General features: G+C 45.2%; 23 protein-coding genes. 18 read left to right on the forward strand and 5 right to left on the reverse strand.

Annotated elements, in window-relative coordinates; genetic code table 11:
* Nucleotides 1–152: 152 nt before the first annotated feature.
* Entirely contained in the window at nucleotides 153–2,681 is a 2,529-nt protein-coding gene (locus AC1RNB_RS18345) for a S9 family peptidase (protein WP_493085187.1), read from the reverse strand.
* A 173-nt stretch (nucleotides 2,682–2,854) separates the two neighbouring features.
* On the opposite strand from AC1RNB_RS18345, the gene kynU reads away from it, so the two are divergent.
* Both kynU and AC1RNB_RS18355 read left to right on the forward strand, forming a co-directional pair.
* Nucleotides 2,855–4,120, forward strand: coding sequence for a kynureninase (gene kynU / locus AC1RNB_RS18350; protein ID WP_493085189.1), 1,266 nt, complete (start codon nucleotides 2,855–2,857; stop codon nucleotides 4,118–4,120).
* 11 nt (nucleotides 4,121–4,131) lie between these two features.
* On the forward strand, nucleotides 4,132–4,746 hold the full coding sequence (locus AC1RNB_RS18355) for an SGNH/GDSL hydrolase family protein (RefSeq protein WP_493085190.1): 615 nt from the start codon (nucleotides 4,132–4,134) through the stop codon (nucleotides 4,744–4,746).
* Here the strand turns inward: AC1RNB_RS18355 and AC1RNB_RS18360 are convergent.
* From AC1RNB_RS18360 to AC1RNB_RS18370, 3 genes are all read right to left on the reverse strand, one after another.
* Complete coding sequence (locus AC1RNB_RS18360) at nucleotides 4,733–5,656, reverse strand: metallophosphoesterase family protein (protein WP_493085192.1); 924 nt, start codon at nucleotides 5,654–5,656, stop codon at nucleotides 4,733–4,735. The genes AC1RNB_RS18355 and AC1RNB_RS18360 overlap by 14 nt on opposite strands.
* A 149-nt stretch (nucleotides 5,657–5,805) precedes the next feature.
* The gene (pyrF, locus tag AC1RNB_RS18365; RefSeq protein WP_493085194.1) at nucleotides 5,806–6,618 is read right to left on the reverse strand and encodes an orotidine-5'-phosphate decarboxylase; all 813 of its coding nucleotides are present in this window, start codon (nucleotides 6,616–6,618) and stop codon (nucleotides 5,806–5,808) included.
* A gap of 138 nt (nucleotides 6,619–6,756) precedes the next feature.
* Nucleotides 6,757–8,118: an alpha-amylase family glycosyl hydrolase gene (locus AC1RNB_RS18370; RefSeq protein WP_493085196.1), complete on the reverse strand. Its 1,362-nt coding sequence runs from the start codon at nucleotides 8,116–8,118 to the stop codon at nucleotides 6,757–6,759.
* 149 nt (nucleotides 8,119–8,267) lie between these two features.
* Between AC1RNB_RS18370 and AC1RNB_RS18375 the strand changes: the two genes are divergently transcribed.
* The 14 genes from AC1RNB_RS18375 (at nucleotide 8,268) to AC1RNB_RS18440 (ending at nucleotide 18,949) form a co-directional block, all read left to right on the forward strand.
* Nucleotides 8,268–9,353, forward strand: a complete 1,086-nt coding sequence (locus AC1RNB_RS18375; RefSeq protein ID WP_493085197.1) for a tryptophan 2,3-dioxygenase family protein — start codon at nucleotides 8,268–8,270, stop codon at nucleotides 9,351–9,353.
* Between the two features lie 146 nt (nucleotides 9,354–9,499).
* Nucleotides 9,500–12,298: a M16 family metallopeptidase gene (locus AC1RNB_RS18380; protein ID WP_493085199.1), complete on the forward strand. Its 2,799-nt coding sequence runs from the start codon at nucleotides 9,500–9,502 to the stop codon at nucleotides 12,296–12,298.
* Between the two features lie 66 nt (nucleotides 12,299–12,364).
* Nucleotides 12,365–13,195, forward strand: coding sequence for a GNAT family N-acetyltransferase (locus tag AC1RNB_RS18385; protein ID WP_493085201.1), 831 nt, complete (start codon nucleotides 12,365–12,367; stop codon nucleotides 13,193–13,195).
* A 99-nt stretch (nucleotides 13,196–13,294) separates the two neighbouring features.
* On the forward strand, nucleotides 13,295–14,140 hold the full coding sequence (locus AC1RNB_RS18390; RefSeq protein WP_493085202.1) for a metallophosphoesterase: 846 nt from the start codon (nucleotides 13,295–13,297) through the stop codon (nucleotides 14,138–14,140).
* A 176-nt stretch (nucleotides 14,141–14,316) separates the two neighbouring features.
* The gene (locus tag AC1RNB_RS18395) at nucleotides 14,317–14,589 is read left to right on the forward strand and encodes a hypothetical protein (protein WP_493085203.1); all 273 of its coding nucleotides are present in this window, start codon (nucleotides 14,317–14,319) and stop codon (nucleotides 14,587–14,589) included.
* Nucleotides 14,590–14,734: 145 nt separating this feature from the next.
* On the forward strand, nucleotides 14,735–15,364 hold the full coding sequence (locus AC1RNB_RS18400) for a Pr6Pr family membrane protein (protein WP_493085204.1): 630 nt from the start codon (nucleotides 14,735–14,737) through the stop codon (nucleotides 15,362–15,364).
* A gap of 24 nt (nucleotides 15,365–15,388) precedes the next feature.
* On the forward strand, nucleotides 15,389–15,967 hold the full coding sequence (gene nudK / locus AC1RNB_RS18405; protein ID WP_493085206.1) for a GDP-mannose pyrophosphatase NudK: 579 nt from the start codon (nucleotides 15,389–15,391) through the stop codon (nucleotides 15,965–15,967).
* A gap of 33 nt (nucleotides 15,968–16,000) precedes the next feature.
* Nucleotides 16,001–16,522, forward strand: coding sequence for an NADPH-dependent FMN reductase (locus AC1RNB_RS18410; protein ID WP_493085208.1), 522 nt, complete (start codon nucleotides 16,001–16,003; stop codon nucleotides 16,520–16,522).
* Between the two features lie 39 nt (nucleotides 16,523–16,561).
* Nucleotides 16,562–16,891, forward strand: a complete 330-nt coding sequence (locus AC1RNB_RS18415; protein ID WP_493085209.1) for a DMT family transporter — start codon at nucleotides 16,562–16,564, stop codon at nucleotides 16,889–16,891.
* Between the two features lie 58 nt (nucleotides 16,892–16,949).
* On the forward strand, nucleotides 16,950–17,339 hold the full coding sequence (locus AC1RNB_RS18420) for a hypothetical protein (protein WP_493085211.1): 390 nt from the start codon (nucleotides 16,950–16,952) through the stop codon (nucleotides 17,337–17,339).
* A gap of 10 nt (nucleotides 17,340–17,349) precedes the next feature.
* On the forward strand, nucleotides 17,350–17,712 hold the full coding sequence (gene crcB, locus AC1RNB_RS18425; protein WP_493085213.1) for a fluoride efflux transporter CrcB: 363 nt from the start codon (nucleotides 17,350–17,352) through the stop codon (nucleotides 17,710–17,712).
* A 19-nt stretch (nucleotides 17,713–17,731) separates the two neighbouring features.
* Entirely contained in the window at nucleotides 17,732–18,280 is a 549-nt protein-coding gene (locus AC1RNB_RS18430; protein ID WP_493085214.1) for an inorganic diphosphatase, read from the forward strand.
* Between the two features lie 9 nt (nucleotides 18,281–18,289).
* The gene (locus tag AC1RNB_RS18435) at nucleotides 18,290–18,760 is read left to right on the forward strand and encodes a sulfite exporter TauE/SafE family protein (protein ID WP_493085216.1); all 471 of its coding nucleotides are present in this window, start codon (nucleotides 18,290–18,292) and stop codon (nucleotides 18,758–18,760) included.
* A 33-nt stretch (nucleotides 18,761–18,793) separates the two neighbouring features.
* Nucleotides 18,794–18,949, forward strand: a complete 156-nt coding sequence (locus tag AC1RNB_RS18440) for a hypothetical protein (protein ID WP_493085218.1) — start codon at nucleotides 18,794–18,796, stop codon at nucleotides 18,947–18,949.
* Between the two features lie 56 nt (nucleotides 18,950–19,005).
* Here the strand turns inward: AC1RNB_RS18440 and AC1RNB_RS18445 are convergent, their stop codons facing one another.
* Nucleotides 19,006–19,785 carry a C40 family peptidase gene (locus AC1RNB_RS18445; protein WP_493085220.1) on the reverse strand — a complete coding sequence of 260 codons (780 nt, stop codon included), beginning with the start codon at nucleotides 19,783–19,785 and terminating at the stop codon, nucleotides 19,006–19,008.
* A gap of 73 nt (nucleotides 19,786–19,858) precedes the next feature.
* Between AC1RNB_RS18445 and AC1RNB_RS18450 the strand changes: the two genes are divergently transcribed.
* Together AC1RNB_RS18450 and AC1RNB_RS18455 are read left to right on the forward strand one after the other, a co-directional pair.
* Nucleotides 19,859–20,425, forward strand: coding sequence for an RNA polymerase sigma factor (locus AC1RNB_RS18450; RefSeq protein ID WP_493085222.1), 567 nt, complete (start codon nucleotides 19,859–19,861; stop codon nucleotides 20,423–20,425).
* Complete coding sequence (locus tag AC1RNB_RS18455) at nucleotides 20,422–20,781, forward strand: hypothetical protein (protein WP_493085224.1); 360 nt, start codon at nucleotides 20,422–20,424, stop codon at nucleotides 20,779–20,781. The genes AC1RNB_RS18450 and AC1RNB_RS18455 overlap by 4 nt, the downstream gene beginning before the upstream one ends.
* The last annotated feature ends 1,106 nt before the right edge of the window (nucleotides 20,782–21,887 follow it).

Below are 21,887 nucleotides of genomic sequence, written 5' to 3' on the forward strand. Positions count from 1 at the left end.
GTACGTTTAACGTACTGATTTGATGCACTTTGTGACATAACGACTGTTTTTGTGTATCGCTATTTCAGGACGGGACACCCCCAATAAAAAAGAACTCACCCGATTATGTGGTGAGTTCTTTTTTCAGGACGACACAGACACAACAATATCTTTTATTCTTCCGGTCCTCCTCTCCTGCCACCGGCAGCAGCTTTGGATCCGCTTTGTTCTACTTCCCTGTTCATCTCTTCCATGTCTACGGGGCGGCCGCTTTTATCGCCCATCAGGTACTCGGTAAAATAATCGGCCATGCGCCAGAAAAAATATTCTACCATATCGCCGTATCCATGGCGCTGTCCGGGCAGGATCAGGAGATCAAATCTTTTATTGGCTTTGATCAGGGCATTGGCCACCCTTGTGGTACCGGCCGGATGTACGTTATTATCGATATCACCGGTTGAGAGCATCAGATGTCCTTTCAGATTCTTGGCCAGGTCCTGGTTCTTTTCGATATTATAGACAAAACTCGTATCTCCCTTTTCGCCGATCACTTCCTTCACCCCATGGTGTTGCTCGCTCCACCAACGGTTATACACAGCATTATCATGATTACCGGAAGAAGATACCGCCACTTTAAAGAAATCAGGATATACCAGCATAGCAGCCGTACTCATAAAACCACCACCGGAATGCCCGTGAATGCCCACCCGATTTACGTCAATGAATGCGTAGCGGTCGGCCAGTTGTTCGGCACAGGCTTTTTTATCAGCCAGTCCATAATCACGCAGGTTGCCATAGCCGTAGTTATGGTACCATTTGCTGCGCGAGGGATGTCCGCCACGGTTACCCATTGTAATTACCACAAAACCCAGTTGTGATAAACGATCGGTACGATCCATACCGCGGCTGAATGCTTTATTAACTGCTTCTGTTTGCGGACCGGGATACACGTATTCGATCACCGGATATTTCTTTGTAGAATCAAAGTCGAAAGGTTTGTACATTACGCCATAAATATCTGTGATACCATCATCTGCTTTCACTTTGAATACCTGTGGAAATTTATAGCCGGTAGCCATTAATGAGCTCAGGTCGGCGGTTTCGAGATCCATCACTTTTCTGCCATCGGCAGCATACAAGGTAGATTTGGGAACGGTATTTACTCTTGAGTAATTATCTACAAAAAAGGATTTCCCATCATTCATGTTCATTGCATGCTCAAACTCTCCGGGGTTCAGGAGTTTTAAACCTGTGCCATCCAGGTTTACCTTGTAAGCATGCAGGTAATAAGGATCTTCGCCGGGCTCGCGACCATTGGCTGAGAAATACACAATACGTTTAGCTTCATCGATACCGAGTATGTTTTCTACGTGATAGGTACCGGAAGTAAGCTGCGTTTTCAGTTTGCCGTTCTCATCATAGAGATACAGATGTGCAAAACCATCACGCTCGCTCCACTGGATGAATTCTTTGCCGTCGTTTACCAATCCAAGTCTGCGTGTTTCGATATAGGTATTGAAACGCTCCTCTATTAAAGCTTTAACAGCACCGGTTGCCACATCGGCCACACAAACATCCACACGTTTCTGATCGCGGCTGGTTCGGGTAAAATAGAATTTATCGGAAGTACCCAGCCATTTCAACGGACGGAAATCATCATCGCGTGCATTGTTCTTACCTGGGTCGGCCCACACAGATACATCCTGGTCTTTAAAGAGGGATACATTCAATTCCTTTCCGCTTTGTGCGGTTACATCAAAAAGGTAAAGATGATCAACGGGTGATTCTTTTTCGCCGGGCATCCAGTATTTATAGGTTTCCAGGGTTGGTCTGGGTTCGCTGAGGCTGTTAATGACCCAGAGGTCTTTCACTTTCCGGTTATCGGTTCGGCCCAATACAAAATGTTTGGAGTCGGGCGACCAGTAAGCAAATACCGGCTTGCGTTTTTTCTGGTTCTTTTCCTTATCCACATTATTATCGCCGCTGCCTGAGAGGTTTCCTTCAGAGAAATAACTGTAGTTCTCAATACCGTCTTTGGTTAACGCATATTCCACAATGGTAGAATCGTCTTCATTCTTCAAGGCTTTTTCATAATTGGCTTTGTCCATCCAGAACAGGTTATAATTTCTGCCAAAGAGTACCACATTGCCATCGGGTGATAGAGAGGCCCATCTGGGTTGGCGTTTGGGCTTTTTGAAATCATTCAGCTCTACCAGTTCGCCGGTAGTGAGGTTGTATTCAAAATAGAATACTTTCTTTTCCTTTACAGGTGGGGTGCCTTTTTTGGCAGTAGAATCTTTCTTCTCGATTTCCTGCGTGCTTTTTACCTCAAACTGGATCCAGTTCTCATCTTTGATAAAACGCATGCTATCCAGGCCGAGGTGTTGTGCCTCGAAAGGATCTTTGACAATACGGGTAATTTTGGCCGCCAGATCGGCATTATCGAAAAGGAGTTTTTTCTCTCCCTTCACGGGGTCTACGATGTACCATTTTTTACCTTCGGAGGTTTCGTACATGTACCAGAAACGCTCGCTCTTTTTTAACCAGTGCGGATCTACACTGGTACTGAAGACCAGTTTATCCAGCTTTTTGGGTGAATAACGGGCGGCCAGTTGGTAATTGGCTTTTGTGACAGGCACAGGTTGTGCGTAAGACAGCACACCGGCCATGGATAATAACAGGATCAGCAGAAAGCTTCTCATAGCAGTTAGTTTATGTTTTGGGTGGATGAAAGTAATGCAAAGAAATTAAAATGCAGGGCCGATGGGGAAGAAAATTGACGGATGGGCGGATGACGGATTAGCGGATAAAGAAATCTAAGAATCCATCTTCTCTCGAATGGCAAATCCTGCTTACTTTGCAGGAAAGGATTGCCATGTCTACCCATTTTCAAGCCACCCCTGATTTTGCTTTACAGGCCGATGCGGCCGATGAGCTGGCTAGATTCAAACAACAGTTCCATTTTCCGAAAAAAAACGGTCGGGATGTGATCTATTTCTGTGGTAATTCACTGGGACTGCAACCCAAAAATGTGGAGGCGGCGATCCAGACCGAGCTTACCAGCTGGCGCGAGGAAGCGGTGGGTGGTTATTTTGGCGGAAAAAATCCCTGGTTGTACTACCAGGACTATATGCGCCCTTCTCTCGCAAATCTGGTGGGATGCCAGGAAAATGAAGTTACGGTAATGAATACCCTTACCGTAAACCTGCACCTGCTGATGCTGAGTTTTTACAGGCCTACCCCGGATCGTTTCAAGATCTTGATGGAAGCGGGTGCGTTTCCCTCTGATCAATATGCAGTAGAAACAATGGTCAAACATTTCGGATATGACCCCGCCACCGCTATTGTTGAAGTTGCGCCCAGCGATGGAGAGAAAATATTACACACAAAAGACATTACTGCCGCTATTGAAGAACAGGGTAACAGTCTGGCCATGGTACTGTTCGGTGGTATCAATTATTATACAGGGCAGCTGTTTGATATGCAGCAGATCACCAAAGCGGCACACAAAGTAAAAGCCATTGCCGGTTTTGATCTCGCACATGTAACCGGGAATGTACCCTTGCATCTGCATGACTGGAATGTTGATTTTGCTGTATGGTGCAGTTATAAATACCTGAATGGCGGTCCGGGAGCTGTGGGTGGTGTGTATGTGCATGAACGTTTTGCCACCGATCCGCAAACACCCCGGTTAGGCGGCTGGTGGGGCAATGATGAAAAGACGCGGTTTAAGATGGAGAAAGGATTCATTCCCAAAAACAATGCAGGTGGCTGGAATATCAGCACGGCGCAGGTATTTAATATGGTTTCTTTAAAAGCTGCTTTAGAATTATTTGATGCGGCCGGCATTGAAAAACTGAGGGCCAAAAGTATCCGGTTAACCGCCTACCTGGAATATCTCTTACATCAGTTACCCAACCTGAAATTTGAGATCATCACCCCGCAGGATACAACGGTTCGTGGGGCACAATTATCTTTGTACTTTACAGAACGGGGCAAGGATATACACAACAAAATGATTGAAAGCGGTATTATAGTGGATTACCGCGAACCCGGCGTCATCAGAGTAGCTCCGGCACCGATGTATTGCAGTTTTGTGGATGTATACCGGTTCTATGAAATACTACGCGACCATTTTTAACAGCAAGCTGTATGTCGAAACATCATTACACTTATCTGGCACTGGGTGATTCTTATACCATTGGAGAATCGGTTCCCCTGCATGAAAATTTTCCTTATCAAACGGTGCAGTTACTCAGAAAAGCCGGTTACCCTTTTCAGGCACCGGAGATCGTTGCCAAAACCGGCTGGACGAGCGCAGAACTGGCTGCTCATTTGTTACATACCAACCTGAATGAATCTTATGATTTTGTAAGCTTATTGATAGGAGTAAACAATCAATACCGGGGGTTACCACTTGCTGATTTCAAAACGGATTTTACTTTTCTCCTGCACAAAGCCATTCATCTGGCAGGTAACAAAGCAGACCATGTGATGGTGCTTTCAATACCAGATTGGGGGCAAACGCCTTATGCGGCAGAAAAAGATACGGCTACCATCCGTACAGAAATAGACATGTTTAACCAGGTATGTGAATCCATCGCAAAAGAGAACCGGGTTCATTATATCGACATTACTGGAGATACAAGAGAGGTAGCCGATGATAAAAGCCTGCTGGCAGTTGATCAACTGCATTATTCCGGAAAAGCCCATGCTGTATGGGCAGCAAAAGTGGCTGCCATGATGCAGCAGTTTAGCCATAAGTAACCATCTCGCGCGTCACTGTTCCATCTGCTGAAAAAGTGAAAACAGCATACGCAGGTTCAAAGTCATGAAAAGCGCCACCCCACCAGTTACCGCTAACGGCACCATTGCAATAGTAGGATATGCTTTTGTACTCTATCTTATCCTGCATGTGTATATGTCCGCTCAAACAACAACGGATATTAGGGAACCCTTTGAAGAGATCGGTTAAACGGCGGGAATCTACATGCAGCAGGGCACGCGAAATGCGCCAGTCGCCATTGGCTTCATTTTTATCAGAGAAAACGGCAGACACAAATGAAACGATAGGAATATGCGACACGATACAGATATGTGTTGCAGCTGGTGTATTCTTTAACTCATTCTCCAGCCAGGCGAACTGCGGTTCATCAATACGGGCAATATAACCGCCATTGTTTTCCTGCGCACTATCCAGTACAATGAATTTCCAGTCTTTGTGTTCGAAACTGTAAAACCTTGCCGGCATTTTATGCTGTTGTAAAACCCATTGTTTATCGTAGAGTGGATCATTTTTTACAGATGCATCCGTCATCTGCCAGCCCCAGGCATCATGGTTACCGATGCAGTGATACATGGGTAATTGATTATCTGATTGCAGTACACTGTTCCATACATCCCATTGTTTCTGTACTTTCTCTTTACTGGCATTCAACGCATCCATGATGGCATCTCCCCCATTCATAATAAAATCAACCGAAGGTTTCAATGCATTCACATGCCGGAAAGCTTTGCGCATCCCCTGTTCTGCTATGTCTGTTGGTTTTACATGTACATCAGACATAAAACTGACACGAAAACCCTGTTTCTTTTTGGGAGCTGAAAAACCGGCCGGAGCTATGGTAAGCAGCGCGGCAGAAAGAGAACTTTGCTGCAGGAATTTTCTTCTGTTCATGGGGGATTGGTTTATTCGTTTACTTGTTTACTGGCTTGCTGGTTTATTAGTTTATAGAGCTTGCAGGCTACTTGTTTGTAATTAAGCTATTGATATTATGTTAATGCTTGTTTGAGGCGGACCAATAAACAAGTAAATCAATATACTCCCTATAAGTACGAAGACATTTCAGCATGATAAGCGGCGGCAACTTTGTTGGCCTGCCCGGCAAAATCTTCTCCGCCGCTGGCAAAAATAACGGCGCGACTGGCATTTACCAGCAGACCGGCATCAGAGTTTAATCCGTAGCGGGATACTTCTTCCAGGCTACCACCCTGTGCACCCACGCCGGGCACGAGTAAAAAATGTTCGGGTATGATGTTACGGATATGGGCCAGATCGGTGGCGCGGGTGGCACCTACCACAAACATGAGATTAGAGGGGCTGCCCCAGGAGGCTACCTTAGTTAAAACGGTTTCATATAAACGCTTTGACTCTCCCGGGCCCTGTAAACTGAGCTGCTGAAAATCGTTACTGCCGGCATTGGAAGTAAGGCCCAACACGATGGTCCATTTATTTTCATATTCCAGAAAAGGACGTACACTGTCTTCGCCCATATAAGGGGCTACTGTTACCGAATCAAAGGGTAATACTTCGAAAAAGGTTTTGGCGTATTGTGATGAAGTGTTGCCAATATCGCCACGTTTGGCATCGGCAATAGTAAAATGCGTTTTGGGGATATAATGAACCGTTTTTTCCATCGTCTCCCAACCTTTCAGTCCCTGCGACTCGTAAAATGCCGTATTGATCTTATAACTCACACAATGTTCCAGCGTAGCATCGATAATGGCTTTGTTAAACTCGAATACGGCATCGGGATGCGACTGCAGGTGTTTGGGGATTTTGGTAATATCAGTATCCAGTCCTACACAGAGATAAGTTTTCTTTTGCTTGATCTGGGCAATCAGGTCTTTTCTGTTCATGGAGACAAAGATAAAGGGCTAATGCTTGCGCTACAAGTACTAAGAGCCATTGTTAGAAAAAACAATGCCCTCATAGATCGGCATACTTGTATTTTCTCGCAAAGGCGCGGAGGCGCAGTTTATAGCAGTAACTATCTGTCAAAAGCTGTACACCTGGTATCCCCAGGCGGGTAAGCTGAAAGTTTTGCCGGGTTCCATTTTTTCTTTTTTGCCGGAAAACAGTTCTGTGGCTTCGCCGGTAAGCAGTCCATCTTTTACCGAAAAAGTTTGTGGTGAACCAGTAAAATTGAGTAACACAATTACTTTGTTTTTCTCTATCTGACGGGCATAGGCGTAGATTTTATCTTCCATACCAGTGGTCAATCTGGCAAAAGAAGCATTGGCACTTAAAGCTGGATTGGTTTTTCGTAGTGTCAGTAATTTCTGATACAAACCTGCCCGCTCCAGTTTTTCAAAACGGATACTGTCTTTTTCAAAGAAAGGAATGGCACGTAACACCGGCTCTTCCTGTCCGCTGTACACCAGTGGTACCGAACGTTTCAGGGTCTGTGTCAAAACGGCAAAGGGAGCATGAATATCACCGGGCATGGTTTCAAAATCGGCTTTGTTCCAGCTGTTCTCGTCGTGGTTGCTGGTAAAATATAAGCGGATGGCATTCGCGGCCAATGTGGTATCTCCCCGTTTCAGCACACTATCCATGGCAGCGGCATTACGTTTGCCGGCGGCGATCAATTTCATCATGTTAAACTCGGGCCAGGAATAGGTAGCATCAAACCCTACTTCGTGCAGCCAGGCACTATCAGCCTCGGCCAGCATGAAAATATTCTTCTTCGCGGCTTTCATTTCCCGGATACAGGTTTTCCAGAAATCACGGGAAGGCCCAACTGCATAATCGCAGCGGTAGCCATCAATACCGGTTTCTGTTACCCAGTATTTCATCTGCTGTATCATACTATCGCGCAGCTCGGCATTGGCGAAATTGAGTTTACGGGTATCGGTCCAGTCGAACTGCGATACCGGATTACCCTTACTATCTTTCACATAAAAATCAGGATGTTTGGTAAGCCAGTAATGATCCGCGCCGGTATGGTTGGGCACCCAGTCGATCATCACTTTAAAACCTTTCTCATGCGCCTGTTTTACCAGTGCTTTCCAATCTTCGAGAGTTCCGTATTCAGGATTGATGGCCGTATAGTCAGCTACTGCATAATAACTACCCAGTGTACCTTTCCGATCCACTTTACTGATGGGATTGATGGGCATGAACCAGAGTGTCTGCACCCCCATTTCTTTTAAACGGTCGAGGTGTTTGGCAAATGCGACGAAAGTTCCCTCGGGTGTGTATTGACGAACATTCACTTCGTAAATATTACCCTGCATGATCCAGGCGGGATGGCCATCAATGAAACCTGTATCCGCCGCCACGGTAGTATCGGCACCATTCTTACAGGAAACAAAAGCGATTACCAGTAACAGCAGCAGGAAATAGGTCTTGCGCATAACAATCTGTTTAGGGTTTAAAATTATTGAAAAGGGGTGTGTAAAACAAACACATTTATAGCAGTCGGTAACTATTCTGTTTAGTCTCTGTTATCCCGGGTTGCCCATTACCCTGCAAAACCCTTTCTTTGCAGCCTAAGGATTGCCCTATGGAAAAGCAAGCGATGTATTATGGCGGTTACCTGCAACTGGATAAAGTGCTGGATGCCCAACACCCTGTCAGTTTTGAAAAGGGAAATGAACCGGCACACGATGAAATGCTGTTCATTGTGATACACCAGGCCTATGAGCTCTGGTTTAAACAGATCCTGTTTGAGCTGGATTATGTGATGCAGGTATTTGCGCAGGAAAAGATCAACGACAATTCGGAAGACCTGAACCTGGTTCGTCACCGGTTGAACCGTATCATACAGATCATCCAGTTACTGAACCAGCAGGTGAATATCCTGGATACCATGACCCCGCTGGATTTTCTTGAGTTCCGGAACCTGCTTACCCCTTCTTCGGGTTTCCAGAGTAAACAGTTTCGTTTGCTGGAAGCCAGGCTGGGATTGCAATTAGACAAACGACACCACAAAGAATACTACAAGCGCACCAATGAAGGTGGTTTTACGCAACCCGATTACCAGCATATTACCGATATAGAAACACAGGCCAGCCTGCTGCAACTGGTAAATAACTGGCTGGAGCGGATGCCTTTTTTTACAGACGCTTACTGGAAGGATTATCAAAGCACTGCTCCTGATTCACTCTCTCACCATCCTTTCTGGAACGATTACCGACATATTTACCAGACAGGTTTAACCGAAAGAGAGCAGAATAAGATCGGCGACTTTGATTATGTATTTTTCGAGAAAGCACCGGAAGGCAGCAGTGCCGAGCAACTGGATCTGCTGAGGAGTAATTTCTCTCCGGCGGCCATGCGTTCGGCCCTTTTTATTATGCTGTACCGCGATTTTCCGATGTTCCAGACCTCGTACCAGATCCTGGATGCGCTGATCGAAATAGACCACCTGATGAGTAACTGGCGCCACAAACACCTGATCATGGTAAGAAGAATGATCGGCATGCGGGTAGGAACAGGAAATACCTCTGGTGCCGGTTACCTGGAAGGTGCTTTGAGCAAACACTATGTGTACCGCGATCTGTCAGGCTTATCAACCTATCTTATTGAACGTAAGAAACTCCCCCGTTTACCGGAAGACTTGATCCGGAATCTCGGGTTTATGCATTAAAGGATTAACGGATTAGCGGATTAGCGGATTGAAAACCAAGCCGAATCCTTGCGCCGTCTTCGAACACCCCAATCCGTTAATCCGCAATTCGCCAATTCGCTAATCCCTGATTAACTATTCCTACATTCGTATCATAATCCGCTTCTATGATACGAATGAAATTTCTGCTCGCCTTATTCGTGTTGGCAGTTTTGTCAACTGCTGCACAGCCATCCAACAAAGTACTTCCTGCAGATCCTGCCGTTAAGATCGGTAAGCTGAAGAACGGGCTTACCTATTATATCCGCCAGAACCAGGAGCCGAAAAACCGGGCAGAGCTGCGGTTGGTGGTAAATGCAGGGTCTGTACTGGAAACCGACAAACAGGTAGGACTCGCGCATTTTGTGGAACACATGAGTTTTAACGGAACCAAAAATTTCAAAAAAAATGAACTGGTAAATTTTCTCGAGAAAAGCGGTGTGAATTTCGGTGCCGATCTGAATGCCTCTACTTCTTTTGATGAAACCATTTACGAGTTACAGGTGCCTACGGATAGTCCGATGATTTATAAACAGGCCATGCAGATCCTGGAAGACTGGGCACATGCGGTAAGTTTTGAACCGGCAGAGATTGATAAAGAAAGAGGCGTGATTGTAGAAGAATGGCGTCTGGGCCGCGGGGCGGATGCCAGGCTGCGGGATAAATATTTTCCGGTGCTGCTCAAAGGTTCTCAATATGCCAAACGTTTGCCCATTGGCACGAAGGCCAATATTGATACGGCGCATTATAACCAGCTTACCTCCTATTACAAAGACTGGTACCGGCCTGATCTGCAGGCAGTGATCGTTGTAGGCGATGTGGACCTGGCAGAGACGGAGAAAATGATTAAAGAACATTTTGAAAATATCCCCATTTCCGTAAACCCTAAAAAAAGAATCAAATACGGCATTCCCGCTCACACAGAAACCCGTGTATCGATTCTTACCGATGCGGAACAGCCTTATAACGTGGTGCAGATCTATTATACTTTACCGCAGCTGCCTCCCGTAACCACTGAAGTGCAGTTCCGCGCGTCTATGGTAAGAGAATTATTTAACCAGATGATGAGTGGGAGATTGGATGAGATAGCACAGAAACCCACGGCACCTTTTCTTTTCGGTAACAGTAGTTACGGTGGTTTTATCGGAGATAAAGATGCCTTTACATTACTGGCTGTTGCCAAAACAGGGAAAGACGTATCCGCATCTATACAAACCCTGTTAACTGAGAATGAAAGAGTGAAACAATATGGCTTTGTTGCAACAGAACTGGAGCGGGCGGTGAAAAATATTTTGTCGAGGGTGGAGAATATGTACAAGGAGCGCAACAAGACCAAATCTGCCGAACTATTGCCGGAACTGATCGAACATTACCTGAAGGGAGAAGCCATTCCGGGTATTGAGAAAGAATATGAACTATACCAGCGGTTACTTCCCGGTATTACCCTGGCGGAAGTAAACAGCCTGATAGCCCAATGGATCAAGCCTACGGGACGTGCCGTAGTGATCACCGCTCCGGAAAAAGAAAAAAAGAACCTGCCCCCACAAGCAGTTGTTACGGTGCAGCTGAACAAACCCGCAGGAAAACTGACGAAATACACAGACAAAGTATCCTCCTCTCCCATCCTACCCGTAGATCCCGTGGCGGGTAAAGTAGTGAGTGAGAAAAAATATGAAGCGATCGGTACCACAGAATGGACATTATCCAATGGTGCAAGGGTGATTCTGAAGCCGACTACTTTCAAAAATGATGATGTTCAATTCTCCTGCATCAGCTGGGGCGGCACTTCGCTGTATAGCGATGAGGAGTATATCAATGCCGCCAATGCTGCCGTGGTGGCTTCTGTGGGAGGTATCGGCAATATGGATCTTCAGCAATTGCAGAAAGCCCTGAGCGGCAAGAATTGCTATGTATCTGCTTCCATTGCCAATACCATGCAGGGATTGAATGGGAACAGTACCGTGAAAGACCTGGAAACGGCATTACAGTTATTACACGGACAGTTTGTGGCGCCGCGCAAAGACAAGGACATGTTTAATGTGGTGATGCAGCAGTTCAAAGCACAGTTAGAAAACAAAGACAAGGATCCGGGATCTGTGTTTGCAGATTCGGTAGGCTATATCATGGGCAATTATCATCCGCGGCGGAAACCGTATACGGTGAATGATCTGCAGAAGATCGACCTCGACCGGGCATTTGCCATTTTCAAAGAACGGTTCAGCAATCCCGGGCAGTTCCTGTTTACGTTCGTGGGTAATTTCAATGTGGATAGTATCAAACCATTGATCGAAAAATACGTAGCTTCTTTACCAGGCAATCCGCAAAAAGAAAGCTGGAAGGATGTGGGCATGCGTTATCCCAGCGGACAGATCAGTAAAATCATCCGCAAGGGAAAAGAGAACAAAGCCAGCGTTCGTTTATTTTATACCGGCAACACCACCTATAACGAAACGGATGATCTGCAACTGGGTCAGTTATGCAAAGCACTTGGCATTAAACTACGCGAGGTGCTGCGCGAAGATGCAGGTGGCGTATATGGTGTGGGGGTAAGTGGTGGTATTAACCGGGAACCCAATCCCAGTTACAGTATCGGTATCCAGTTCAGCTGTGCACCGGAGAATGTAGACAAGCTGGTAGCACTGGTGCAGGAAGAGATCAAACAGACCAAAGCGAATGGGGTGGCGCAGATCAATGTAGACAAAGTGATTGCCGAACAAACCCGTAGCTTAGAGAACGAAGTGAAAGAGAACAGCTACTGGCGTTTTAAACTGGAGCAGCAATTCTTCAGAAATGCCGACCCATTGAAAATCCTGGAAGCGCCGCAGAAGCTGAAACAGTTAACGGTAGAGAGAACCAGATCACTGGCTGCTACCTATTTTACTGATAGTAATTTCGTGAAGTTGGTTTTACTGCCGGAAGTGAAATAGAAACTTAATTTTCAATTTTGCCGTAGAAAAAGTACTATCCGTAGTAACCATTATCCTTATTTGCCTATGCAACTTTTAAACAAAACAAACTATCACCTACTTCTGGCACCACTCCGGCAGGTAACCATCAACAATCTGTTTGCACGTTCCGTTATTGAACAAAAGGTGAACGGGCAGGTATATGTTGACGACTGTGACAACCCATCTACTTTTTATGTGATCCACCCCTATGGCATGACATTGCTGTTTGGCAACTGCGAAAATCCATCTTTTAATAATTGGTTCAAAGCATATGCCCTGAACCAAAACGGAACGCGGCAAAAACATGAATGGATGCAGGCTTTCCCCAACAACTGGGATCCGGTTCTGCAGAATTTATTCGGAGAAACACTGATTCCCGCGGCCCGTAATACCGCTCAACAGGAAAAAGGGATCATTGAATTAAACACAAGGGTAAACTTCAAATTCAATAAAACGAAATTCCTGGCAAACCGCAAATCCATTACCCATCCTGCTATCAGAATTCTCCCCACTAATGGGGAGTTATTCCGAGAGATGAGAGGTAGTGTAATTCCTGCCAACTTTTGGAACAATGAAGCTGATTTTTTAAAAAACGGACTTGCCTATAGCCTGTTTTATCAGAACCAGCTGGCATCCATGGCATTTTCTTCTTTCTGGTTTGGCAAACAGTTTGAGCTGGGCATTGAAACCATTGCAGAATTCAGAGGCAAAGGTTATGCAGAACTGGTATGTGCCGCATTGATTGATTATTGCCTGGCAAATGATTATGAACCTATTTGGGCTTGCAGACTGGAAAATACCGGGTCGTACCAACTTGCATTAAAACTTGGGTTTGAAGTTTACAAAACGGTTCCGTATTACAGGTTAAGTAATTAAATTATCGAAACCGGTTTTACCTGAACATTTTCCAATAGTTATAATTTATTTAAAAATTCATCTGATAAACCTGCCTGACAAAAAGAATTCAACATAGCTATGTCTATTACCAGACGAAAATTCATTGCCACAGGGTTAATTACAGCAGCAGGTATTGCAGTAGCAGATGCGTTCTGGATAGAAAAATTTTGTATCGAAACTAATGAATTTTACCTGGGCACAGCTACCCGGGAAACCGATAACCTGAGATTGATCCAGGTATCTGATCTGCACCTGCAGAAAATCAGTTACCAGATCAGGCAGTTGGCTAAAAAAATCAACAGACTGCGGCCAGACCTGATCCTGTTTACCGGCGATGCCATCGACAAAGCCAGTAACCTTCCATTGTTCAACGAATTTCTTGGGCTGATAGATACAAACATTCCCAAAGCCGCGATTCCGGGTAATTGGGAATACTGGGGTAAAGTTGATCTGGCAGCATTAGCAGAAGTATATCAAACGCATAACGGAACTTTACTGGTTAACAAGAGCATACAATATCATTTCAACACCACCACTCTTTCCATTACCGGTGTAGATGATCTGGTAGGGGGTAAAGCAGATATCAGTACCGCACTTCAACATTACCAAGCCAGTGATCATCATATTATATTGAATCATTGTCCGCAATACACCGAACAGATCCGGGCATTATTACCCAAAGAGATTCAAACAACCTGTATCTTATCAGGACACACTCATGGCGGACAAATTAACCTGTTGGGATATGCCCCCTTCTTGCCACCGGGTAGTGGTAAATATGTAAAAGGCTGGTACGGTGATGCAGATCCAAAACTCTATGTATCCAGAGGAATTGGCACCAGTGTTTTGCCCGTCAGGTTTGGGTCAAGGGCTGAGATAGCGGTGTTTTTCCTGAAAAATGTTTCATCGGATAAAATCAAGTAGCTGTATACCACAGAGATGTCACTCATTTTATTTCCAGCTAACGCTTTTCCGAACCACTTTTATGCGCAGGCATACATGGGATTTATGCAACGCTTTTCTGTCGCACTGTAACAGATAGCTGACCGGTCTTTTGCATTTTTGTTATATCATTTTAACTCACCTTTTATCCCTTTCCCATGGAACCGAATCCCACACCCAATGCCAACCCGCTCCGCAATGCACCTAACACGCATGATCAACCAGCGGTAAAAACAAATGAGGACTTTAACAAAAAAGCCCCCCTGCCTGCAGATCCTGATTTGCATAAAACACAACCCGAGGCAGAGACTCCCATCATATTAGCAGAAGAAGAAGAAAAGAAAAAGGATGACGAAGATGAAACCATTGACCAGGAAGACAGTTTTCCCGGAACCGCGAGCGATACTTATCTTGATATTATTGATGAGTGAGGTAGGCACGGCATATTCGCGACACTTCATACACAGGATTTCACGATAGCCGGATACACCTGAAACAGCGCATAGGCTTAAGAATCAATTAAGAGATACCAGAAATAAACAATATGTCTTAACTTACTGGTTCTAAACCTACTGCATGCCATCCACCCAGCGAACTTATGCCTTTTTTACAGCCCTGCTGGGATGGTTTGCAGTGATTGCTCAACTGGTGATCCTGATTCAGGGCCGGACAACTTCACTGTCAGAAGCGATCATCCGTTTCTTCAGCTATTTTACGATCCAGTCTAATATCATAGTGGCTCTTTGTTTCAGTGCCTATTTCATGTCTGGCAAATGGAAAGCTTTTTTTACCCGACCCGGCACGCAAACAGCTGTTACGGTGTATATCATTGTAGTAGGTGCTGTCTATAACCTGGTGTTGCGTCCCATCTGGCACCCTACCGGTTTTCAGATCCCGGTAGATGAACTCTTACATTCTGTGCTTCCCCTACTCACACTGCTTTTCTGGTTATTGTACACACCAAAGGCTGGTTTACAATGGAAAAATTCGATTACCTGGGCATTGTATCCCTTATGTTATACTGTTTTTATTGGTGTACGTGGCGCTATTTCCGGTTTCTACCCCTACCCTTTTATCAATGTAACCGAACTGGGATACCCGAAAGTTTTGATGAACGGTATGGTGCTGGTGCTGGTGTTTGTATTTCTCTTCTTAGTTTTGATCGGCATGGGTAAACTGCTGACAAAGCAGAAAACAATATCCTGATCAGCTTACTATCTAAATTCAATTATGGCACCTGCTATTGAGATCCTGGAATCAGCGATCCTGTCTGACAACTGGTATATCCTGAAAAAAATCACCTACGCATTCACCGATGCCGATGGCAACCGCAAAACCCATGTGCGAGAAGCTTATGACCGGGGCAATGGTGCCGCTATCCTGCTCTATAACCGCACTCAGGGTACCGTGATCCTGACCCGCCAGTTCCGTTTACCCACCTTTATCAACGGCAACCCGGATGGTATGATGATCGAAGCCTGTGCGGGTTTGCTTGACACAGACAATCCGGAAGACTGTATCCGTCGCGAAACAGAAGAAGAGACCGGCTACCAGGTGAAAGAGGTAAGAAAAGTGATGGAAGCGTATATGTCGCCGGGATCTGTTACTGAAATTTTGTATCTGTTTGTAGCTGAATATGATAAACAGATGAAAATTCATGAGGGTGGCGGACTGGAACACGAGCAGGAGAACATAGAAGTGCTGGAGCTTACGCTGGATACAGCCCTGCAGATGATAAAAACCGGCGAGATCAAAGATGCCAAAACCATTATGCTGCTGCAATACGCCAAACTGCACCAGCTTTTATAAACCGGGATTTTATTTTTTTGTGAAAAGAACCCAATGAAAAAGATCCTCGCCATTTGTGGCAGTACCCGTAAACATTCTGTGAACAGTCATATACTGCATCACATTGCTAAACAGTATGCAGACAAAGTTGCTTTTATCCTGTATGAGGCCATTGACCAGCTTCCGCATTTTAATCCCGATATGGATGCAGATCCTTTACCCGGCACCGTGATCCATTTCCGTCAACTGATCGAAGACGCAGATGGGGTGCTGATCTGTACCCCGGAATATGTATTCAGTTTACCCGGCAGTTTTAAAAACGCGATTGAGTGGACGGTATCTACCACCCTCTTCACCAACAAACCGGCAGCACTGATTACGGCGTCCTCTTCCGGACAGAAAGCCCATGAAGCCCTGAACCTGGTAATGAAAACAGTGGGTGTTCAACTGGGCGAAAAAGGATCCTTGCTGATCTCAGCTCCTAAAACAAAACTGAACATAGATGGCCAGGTAACCGATGCTGCCACTGCGGCCGCTATTACGGAACTGATGGATGATTTTTTGGCTACCCTTTGAGGTTTAGTCTGAAATACCCCGCCACCCTATCTTTGCTGTATGAACTGGATCATACTGATCATTGCCGGGCTTTTTGAAGTGGGTTTTACCACCTGTCTTGCCAAGGCCCGTATCAGCAGCGGTACGGCATCGCTGTATTGGGTAGGTGGCTTTTTTATCAGCCTCAGCCTGAGTATGTACCTCTTATACAAAGCCACGCAAACTTTACCGTTGGGTACGGCTTATGCAGTCTGGACGGGCATTGGCGCTGTAGGAACTGCGCTGATCGGTATCCTGTTCTTTAAAGAGCCGGCCGATTTCTGGCGTTTGTTCTTTATGGTAACCCTGATCGCTTCCATTGCAGGTCTGAAATTTGTTTCCTCGCACTGAACAGCGATATTTTTCGGCAGATACCTTCCTGATTGTACCTTTACACTAATACCCACCCATGAAATCATTTAACTGGATCATATTGATTCTTCTCGCCGCCTGTACAAGCAAACAACCCGAATACCGGAAAGCAGAAGATGCGCTGGACGCCGGACGCGAATACATCAACGCTACCCTGCAAGGCGATTTTTCCAGAGCAGCTTTTTATACCGTTACTGATGAAAAGAACAAACAGTTGCTGTTGCTCACAGAAAAAAACTATCGCGAAAAAGACAAGGAGGGACGCCAGCAGTACCGCACCGCCTCCATCAATATTGCGGAAGTGAAGGAATTGACTGATAGTACCACTGCCATCCATTACAGCAATTCATTTGACAAAGAGCCGCATATTTTGCAGGTAGTTAAAAGAAACCAGACCTGGCTGGTAGACCTGGGCAGCTCACAATAATTTTATCGCTATGCTAATCAGGCAACTCTTATTGGTAGGCGCAGGTGGCATGATCGGGTCGATGTTACGGTATGTGACGGGGTGCCTGATCAGACTGGAGAACTTCCCTTATGCCACTTTCACAGTAAACATACTGGGTTCTTTACTGATAGGTGCCATTATGGGGTTTTCGGCCAAACAGGATGGATTTACCAACTGGCGCTTATTTCTCGCAACAGGTATCTGCGGCGGATTTACCACTTTTTCGGCTTTTGCCTGGGAAAATTTACAGTTGCTGGGGCAGGAAAGATATGGGACATTTGTGCTGTATACCGGTGCCACACTGGTATTGGGCCTGGCGGCCGTGGCACTGGGTTATTGGTTAACAAAATAAAAGAATTAATTATACAGATATGCATCATCAGAATGTACTACATCCCTGGCATGGCGTTCCTTACGGAGAAAATGCCCCACGTGTTGTAAACGCGATCATCGAAATTCCGCAGGGATCCCGTTGCAAATACGAGATCGATAAACCCAGTGGTTTGCTGAAGCTGGACAGGGTTATCTTCTCTTCTTTTTATTATCCTTCCAACTACGGATTCATTCCGCAGACCTATGGTGGTGATAAAGATCCGCTGGATATTCTCGTTATCACTTCTCTGCCCATACAACCGCTCACCATCATGGAAGCCAAAGTGGTGGGTGTGATGCAGATGATCGATGGTGGCGATCCGGATGATAAGATCATTGCCGTTGCTGCCAACGACCCTGGTGTAAACCACTATAACAATATTGAAGAGCTGCCCAAACACTTCTTTGATGAGTTGCGCCATTTCTTTGAAGAGTACAAGAAACTGGAAAACAAAACCGTAGTAGTAGAAGATTTTGGTGATAAGGCCCAGGCCCTCTCCATTATTGAAGAAGCCATCCGTTTCTACAAAGAAACCTTTGTAAAATAAGCCACCGCCTTGTCAAACCAAGCTCCCAAAATGACCATTACCACATTGCTCTTGCTCCTGATAGTAGGTCTGGCCGCCGGTTTTCTAAGCGGCCTGATAGGTATTGGCGGCGGTATCATTATTGTACCGGCACTGGTATTGTTTCTGGGATTCTCGCAGAAAATGGCGCAGGGCACTTCACTGGGGATTCTGCTCTTACCCGTAGGCATACTGGCCGTGTTGCAGTACTACAAACAAGGGTACCTGAACGTTAATTATGTGCTGGTGGTGGCCGCCGCTTTTGTGCTGGGTGGTTTCCTCGGAAGTAAACTGGCTTTGTCTGTGAGCGATGAGAAAATGAAGAAGGTTTTTGCCCTCATTTTACTGCTGATTTCTCTGAAAATGCTGTTTTTCGACAAGAGCAAACCTTTACCGGCAAAGGATCCGGCTACTGCATCCACAAATATTCAACAAACCGGGCAGGGTTTGGGCGAAAAATGATTTCTCCCCCCTATCTTTGCCAAAATTTAACACATGGAAGAAGTAAAACAATCAAGAGGAAAATACTGGGCACTTTGCTTTTTATGGCTTGCCGCTATGATCACTTTATTAGTTGTTTACCGCGAGTTTTTCTGGCTGGCTTTACCCGGCACAGTTACCTATTTCGCTAAAGCCATGGATCTGTTATAAACATATCAACTGTTTGATACGAGGCAACCCCAGTGGGTTGCCTTTTTTTTGCCCGATTAGAAAGAGCTGGGCATATACCGCTTCACAATACGTAACCGATGCGTCCGTTCGCCTGTGTCGGAGTTGATAATGCCCATATTGTCGATCCTGTCAATTCTCACTTTACCTGCAGCATGAATAATTGTATCTGGAGAAAAGAGCAAACCAACATGGGTGATTTTTCCTTCTTCATTATCGAAGAATGCCAGGTCGCCACAAACGGCTTCCTGTAAAAAACCTACCACTTCCCCCCCTTCTACCTGCTGGTAAGCATCCCGCGGTAACCGAATATTGAAAAAGCGGAACAGCTGTTGCACAAAACCACTGCAATCAATTCCATAGGTAGACCGTCCGCCCCAGAGATAAGGGGTGTTGATATATTGAATGGCTAAACCACGGATCTCATCTTCCGCAAAAATGGCTTCGCGGCTATCCCAGGTTCTACCGAGATAAGCAATCTGCCAATCGCCTACCTGTACTTTGTTTTGGGCGAATATGCCCAATGAGGTTCCCAGCGACAGATGCATAGGTTGTCCGTTGATAACGGCAAGGTTCTCCCACTCAGCAGCGATATGTGTACTGTTTGTATTGACAATAGCCGGATCAATCACAGTTAGCTGGCTGGTCTGGCACCATCCTTCATACCCATCGTACTGGCAGCGGATGCGGGTAAACTGTTTGCCTTCTTCCAGCACTTCGGCCAACTCACCAAACAGGATCTGACTGATCATTTCAGAACGATGTGCTTCTTCTTTGCGCAAGGGAGCAGCGGGTACCATACAGATCACAAAGGACATAGTGTAAATTTGCGGTCAAGATATGGAATTTTAGCACTATGGCATCTAAACAGAAAATGCTTATTTTCAAACAGTGAGCAATAACCGGTACGAACATATCAGCGACCAGGAACTACTGCAGAAATTCTACAGCGACAGGGATAACCAATGGCTGGGAATTGCACTGCAGCGGTATACGCTGTTATTGCTGGGTGTATGCATGAAATACCTGAAAAATGAAGAAGAAGCAAAAGATGCCGTACAGCAGATTTTCCTGAAAGCCATTACCGAACTGGGTAAATACAAAGTGGAATACCTGAAAAGCTGGTTATACACCGTGGCACGTAACCATTGCCTGATGAAACTGCGGGATAAAAATATCTTTATCCCGGTAGAAGATGATACCCCGATAGCTTCGCCTGAGACTGACCGGGCAGAACTGGCCAATAAAGAAATCACCCTTTCCCTGCTGGAAACTTCGCTGGAAGAACTGAACCCGGAGCAGAAAACCTGTGTAACTTTGTTCTACCTGCAGAAAAAAAGCTATCAGGAGATCGTTAATCATACCGGCTATAGCTTACTACAGGTCAAAAGTCATATACAAAACGGTAAACGAAACCTGAAAATACTGGTAGAAAAGAAAATGCATACTAACGGATGAGTCAACTTTCCAACATATTGAACCATGACGAGGAACCAGGCAGTGAAGAACTGCTTCGTTACCTGCAGGGGAAAGCCACCGAAGAGGAAAGGTTTGCCATTGAGAAACAAATGGTCGATTCTTCTTTTGTGAATGAAGCCATGGAAGGCCTGCAGCATTTCAGGGATCCGCAGGAGGTGAAGAATTATGTTGCACAACTGAACCGCCAGCTGCAAAAACATACCGACAAAAAAGTTACACGCAGAAATAAACGCAAACTGAAAGAGCAGAACTGGCTCACCATTGCTATTCTTGCTATCCTGCTTTTATGTGTAACAGGCTATTTATTGATCCACTTTCTCCGCGTAAAACACTAGGTTTTTCACAAAACATAAACACATCACCCCCCGACCCCCCCGGATCGCCAGGCGCACCTGGGATGGAGGTGACATGTTTACTTACTGTACAATCACTAAGAAACCGAGTTTACAAACCGTTGACAGTTATACAGATACACTGTTTGTGCAGCTTATTTAGCATTCAGATCGTTCAGGAAACTCAGGGATGAAGAATCTCCTGTTCTATGTTTCAAATGTGACACATTCTCATCTCTTAAAAAACCGTTTTTTCACTCTTTTTTATTTGCTGATTTTTCATTACACAGCAGCAAAAAAAAGAGCCACCTGATCAGTGACTCTTAACCATTCAGGGAACTGCGCATTCCCTTTAATAACCAAACCGTAAAATAGTAACCAGGTAAACACATGATGTAGTACATAACAGGAGGATACGATAAACCTCCTCTTATCACGAAAGAAACCATTGGATATTGGATTTCAAACAGGGTACATCTCTCATCTATATTTCAGGCGTATTCCCTGAAATATTTGACAAGTCAAAATTCATCAAAATGATGTTTCTGAAGCATGGGTGGATTGCGTAATCTTATGTCATGGTTTGAACTACAAAACCGGTATGTCTGTAGCAGGCTTACCTACTGTAAACAAAAATGCCTGTTCTTTTCAGAACGGGCATAATGGATATTGGATTGTAAACAAAAGTCCCCGAAACCCTGTGGCACGGTTATCCATGCCATAGAAAAATTCGACAGGTTAAAACTCGGAGAAAATGGAATATGGATATTGGATGAAATAACCCATTTTAGAATCGATGTTTTAACGGTAACCAACCAGTGCATTTCACCCTATTTGTCAAAAACAACCTCATTTTCACAAATCCTAAATCGATTTGTACCCAATGCACCCTATTTTATAGCCGCATAAAAAAAGACCCGCTCTGGTTGAGCGGGTCTTTTTAGGTACAATTTCTAATTACTAACTATTAATTGCTAATTATTAATTACCCCCTATCCTCTTGCCTTGATCAACTGCACCACTTTACGCCTGGTACCCTGTATCAGTTCCGCATAGTAAGTGCCGCTGCTGTAACTATGGCCGATCTGGAAAGTACTGTTTGACCCCAG

The organism is Sediminibacterium sp. GW821-FHT12F12 (assembly GCF_058806635.1).

Excerpts from the sequence above, each read along its gene's own strand:
- AC1RNB_RS18345 (WP_493085187.1), bottom strand. The coding sequence starts at position 2,681 with ATGAGAAGCTTTCTGCTGATCCTGTTATTATCCATGGCCGGTGTGCTG.
- kynU (WP_493085189.1), top strand. The coding sequence starts at position 2,855 with ATGTCTACCCATTTTCAAGCCACCCCTGATTTTGCTTTACAGGCCGAT.
- AC1RNB_RS18355 (WP_493085190.1), top strand. The coding sequence starts at position 4,132 with ATGTCGAAACATCATTACACTTATCTGGCACTGGGTGATTCTTATACC.
- AC1RNB_RS18360 (WP_493085192.1), bottom strand. The coding sequence starts at position 5,656 with ATGAACAGAAGAAAATTCCTGCAGCAAAGTTCTCTTTCTGCCGCGCTG.
- pyrF (WP_493085194.1), bottom strand. The coding sequence starts at position 6,618 with ATGAACAGAAAAGACCTGATTGCCCAGATCAAGCAAAAGAAAACTTAT.
- AC1RNB_RS18370 (WP_493085196.1), bottom strand. The coding sequence starts at position 8,118 with ATGCGCAAGACCTATTTCCTGCTGCTGTTACTGGTAATCGCTTTTGTT.
- AC1RNB_RS18375 (WP_493085197.1), top strand. The coding sequence starts at position 8,268 with ATGGAAAAGCAAGCGATGTATTATGGCGGTTACCTGCAACTGGATAAA.
- AC1RNB_RS18380 (WP_493085199.1), top strand. The coding sequence starts at position 9,500 with ATGATACGAATGAAATTTCTGCTCGCCTTATTCGTGTTGGCAGTTTTG.
- AC1RNB_RS18385 (WP_493085201.1), top strand. The coding sequence starts at position 12,365 with ATGCAACTTTTAAACAAAACAAACTATCACCTACTTCTGGCACCACTC.
- AC1RNB_RS18390 (WP_493085202.1), top strand. The coding sequence starts at position 13,295 with ATGTCTATTACCAGACGAAAATTCATTGCCACAGGGTTAATTACAGCA.
- AC1RNB_RS18395 (WP_493085203.1), top strand. The coding sequence starts at position 14,317 with ATGGAACCGAATCCCACACCCAATGCCAACCCGCTCCGCAATGCACCT.
- AC1RNB_RS18400 (WP_493085204.1), top strand. The coding sequence starts at position 14,735 with ATGCCATCCACCCAGCGAACTTATGCCTTTTTTACAGCCCTGCTGGGA.
- nudK (WP_493085206.1), top strand. The coding sequence starts at position 15,389 with ATGGCACCTGCTATTGAGATCCTGGAATCAGCGATCCTGTCTGACAAC.
- AC1RNB_RS18410 (WP_493085208.1), top strand. The coding sequence starts at position 16,001 with ATGAAAAAGATCCTCGCCATTTGTGGCAGTACCCGTAAACATTCTGTG.
- AC1RNB_RS18415 (WP_493085209.1), top strand. The coding sequence starts at position 16,562 with ATGAACTGGATCATACTGATCATTGCCGGGCTTTTTGAAGTGGGTTTT.
- AC1RNB_RS18420 (WP_493085211.1), top strand. The coding sequence starts at position 16,950 with ATGAAATCATTTAACTGGATCATATTGATTCTTCTCGCCGCCTGTACA.
- crcB (WP_493085213.1), top strand. The coding sequence starts at position 17,350 with ATGCTAATCAGGCAACTCTTATTGGTAGGCGCAGGTGGCATGATCGGG.
- AC1RNB_RS18430 (WP_493085214.1), top strand. The coding sequence starts at position 17,732 with ATGCATCATCAGAATGTACTACATCCCTGGCATGGCGTTCCTTACGGA.
- AC1RNB_RS18440 (WP_493085218.1), top strand. The coding sequence starts at position 18,794 with ATGGAAGAAGTAAAACAATCAAGAGGAAAATACTGGGCACTTTGCTTT.
- AC1RNB_RS18445 (WP_493085220.1), bottom strand. The coding sequence starts at position 19,785 with ATGTCCTTTGTGATCTGTATGGTACCCGCTGCTCCCTTGCGCAAAGAA.
- AC1RNB_RS18455 (WP_493085224.1), top strand. The coding sequence starts at position 20,422 with ATGAGTCAACTTTCCAACATATTGAACCATGACGAGGAACCAGGCAGT.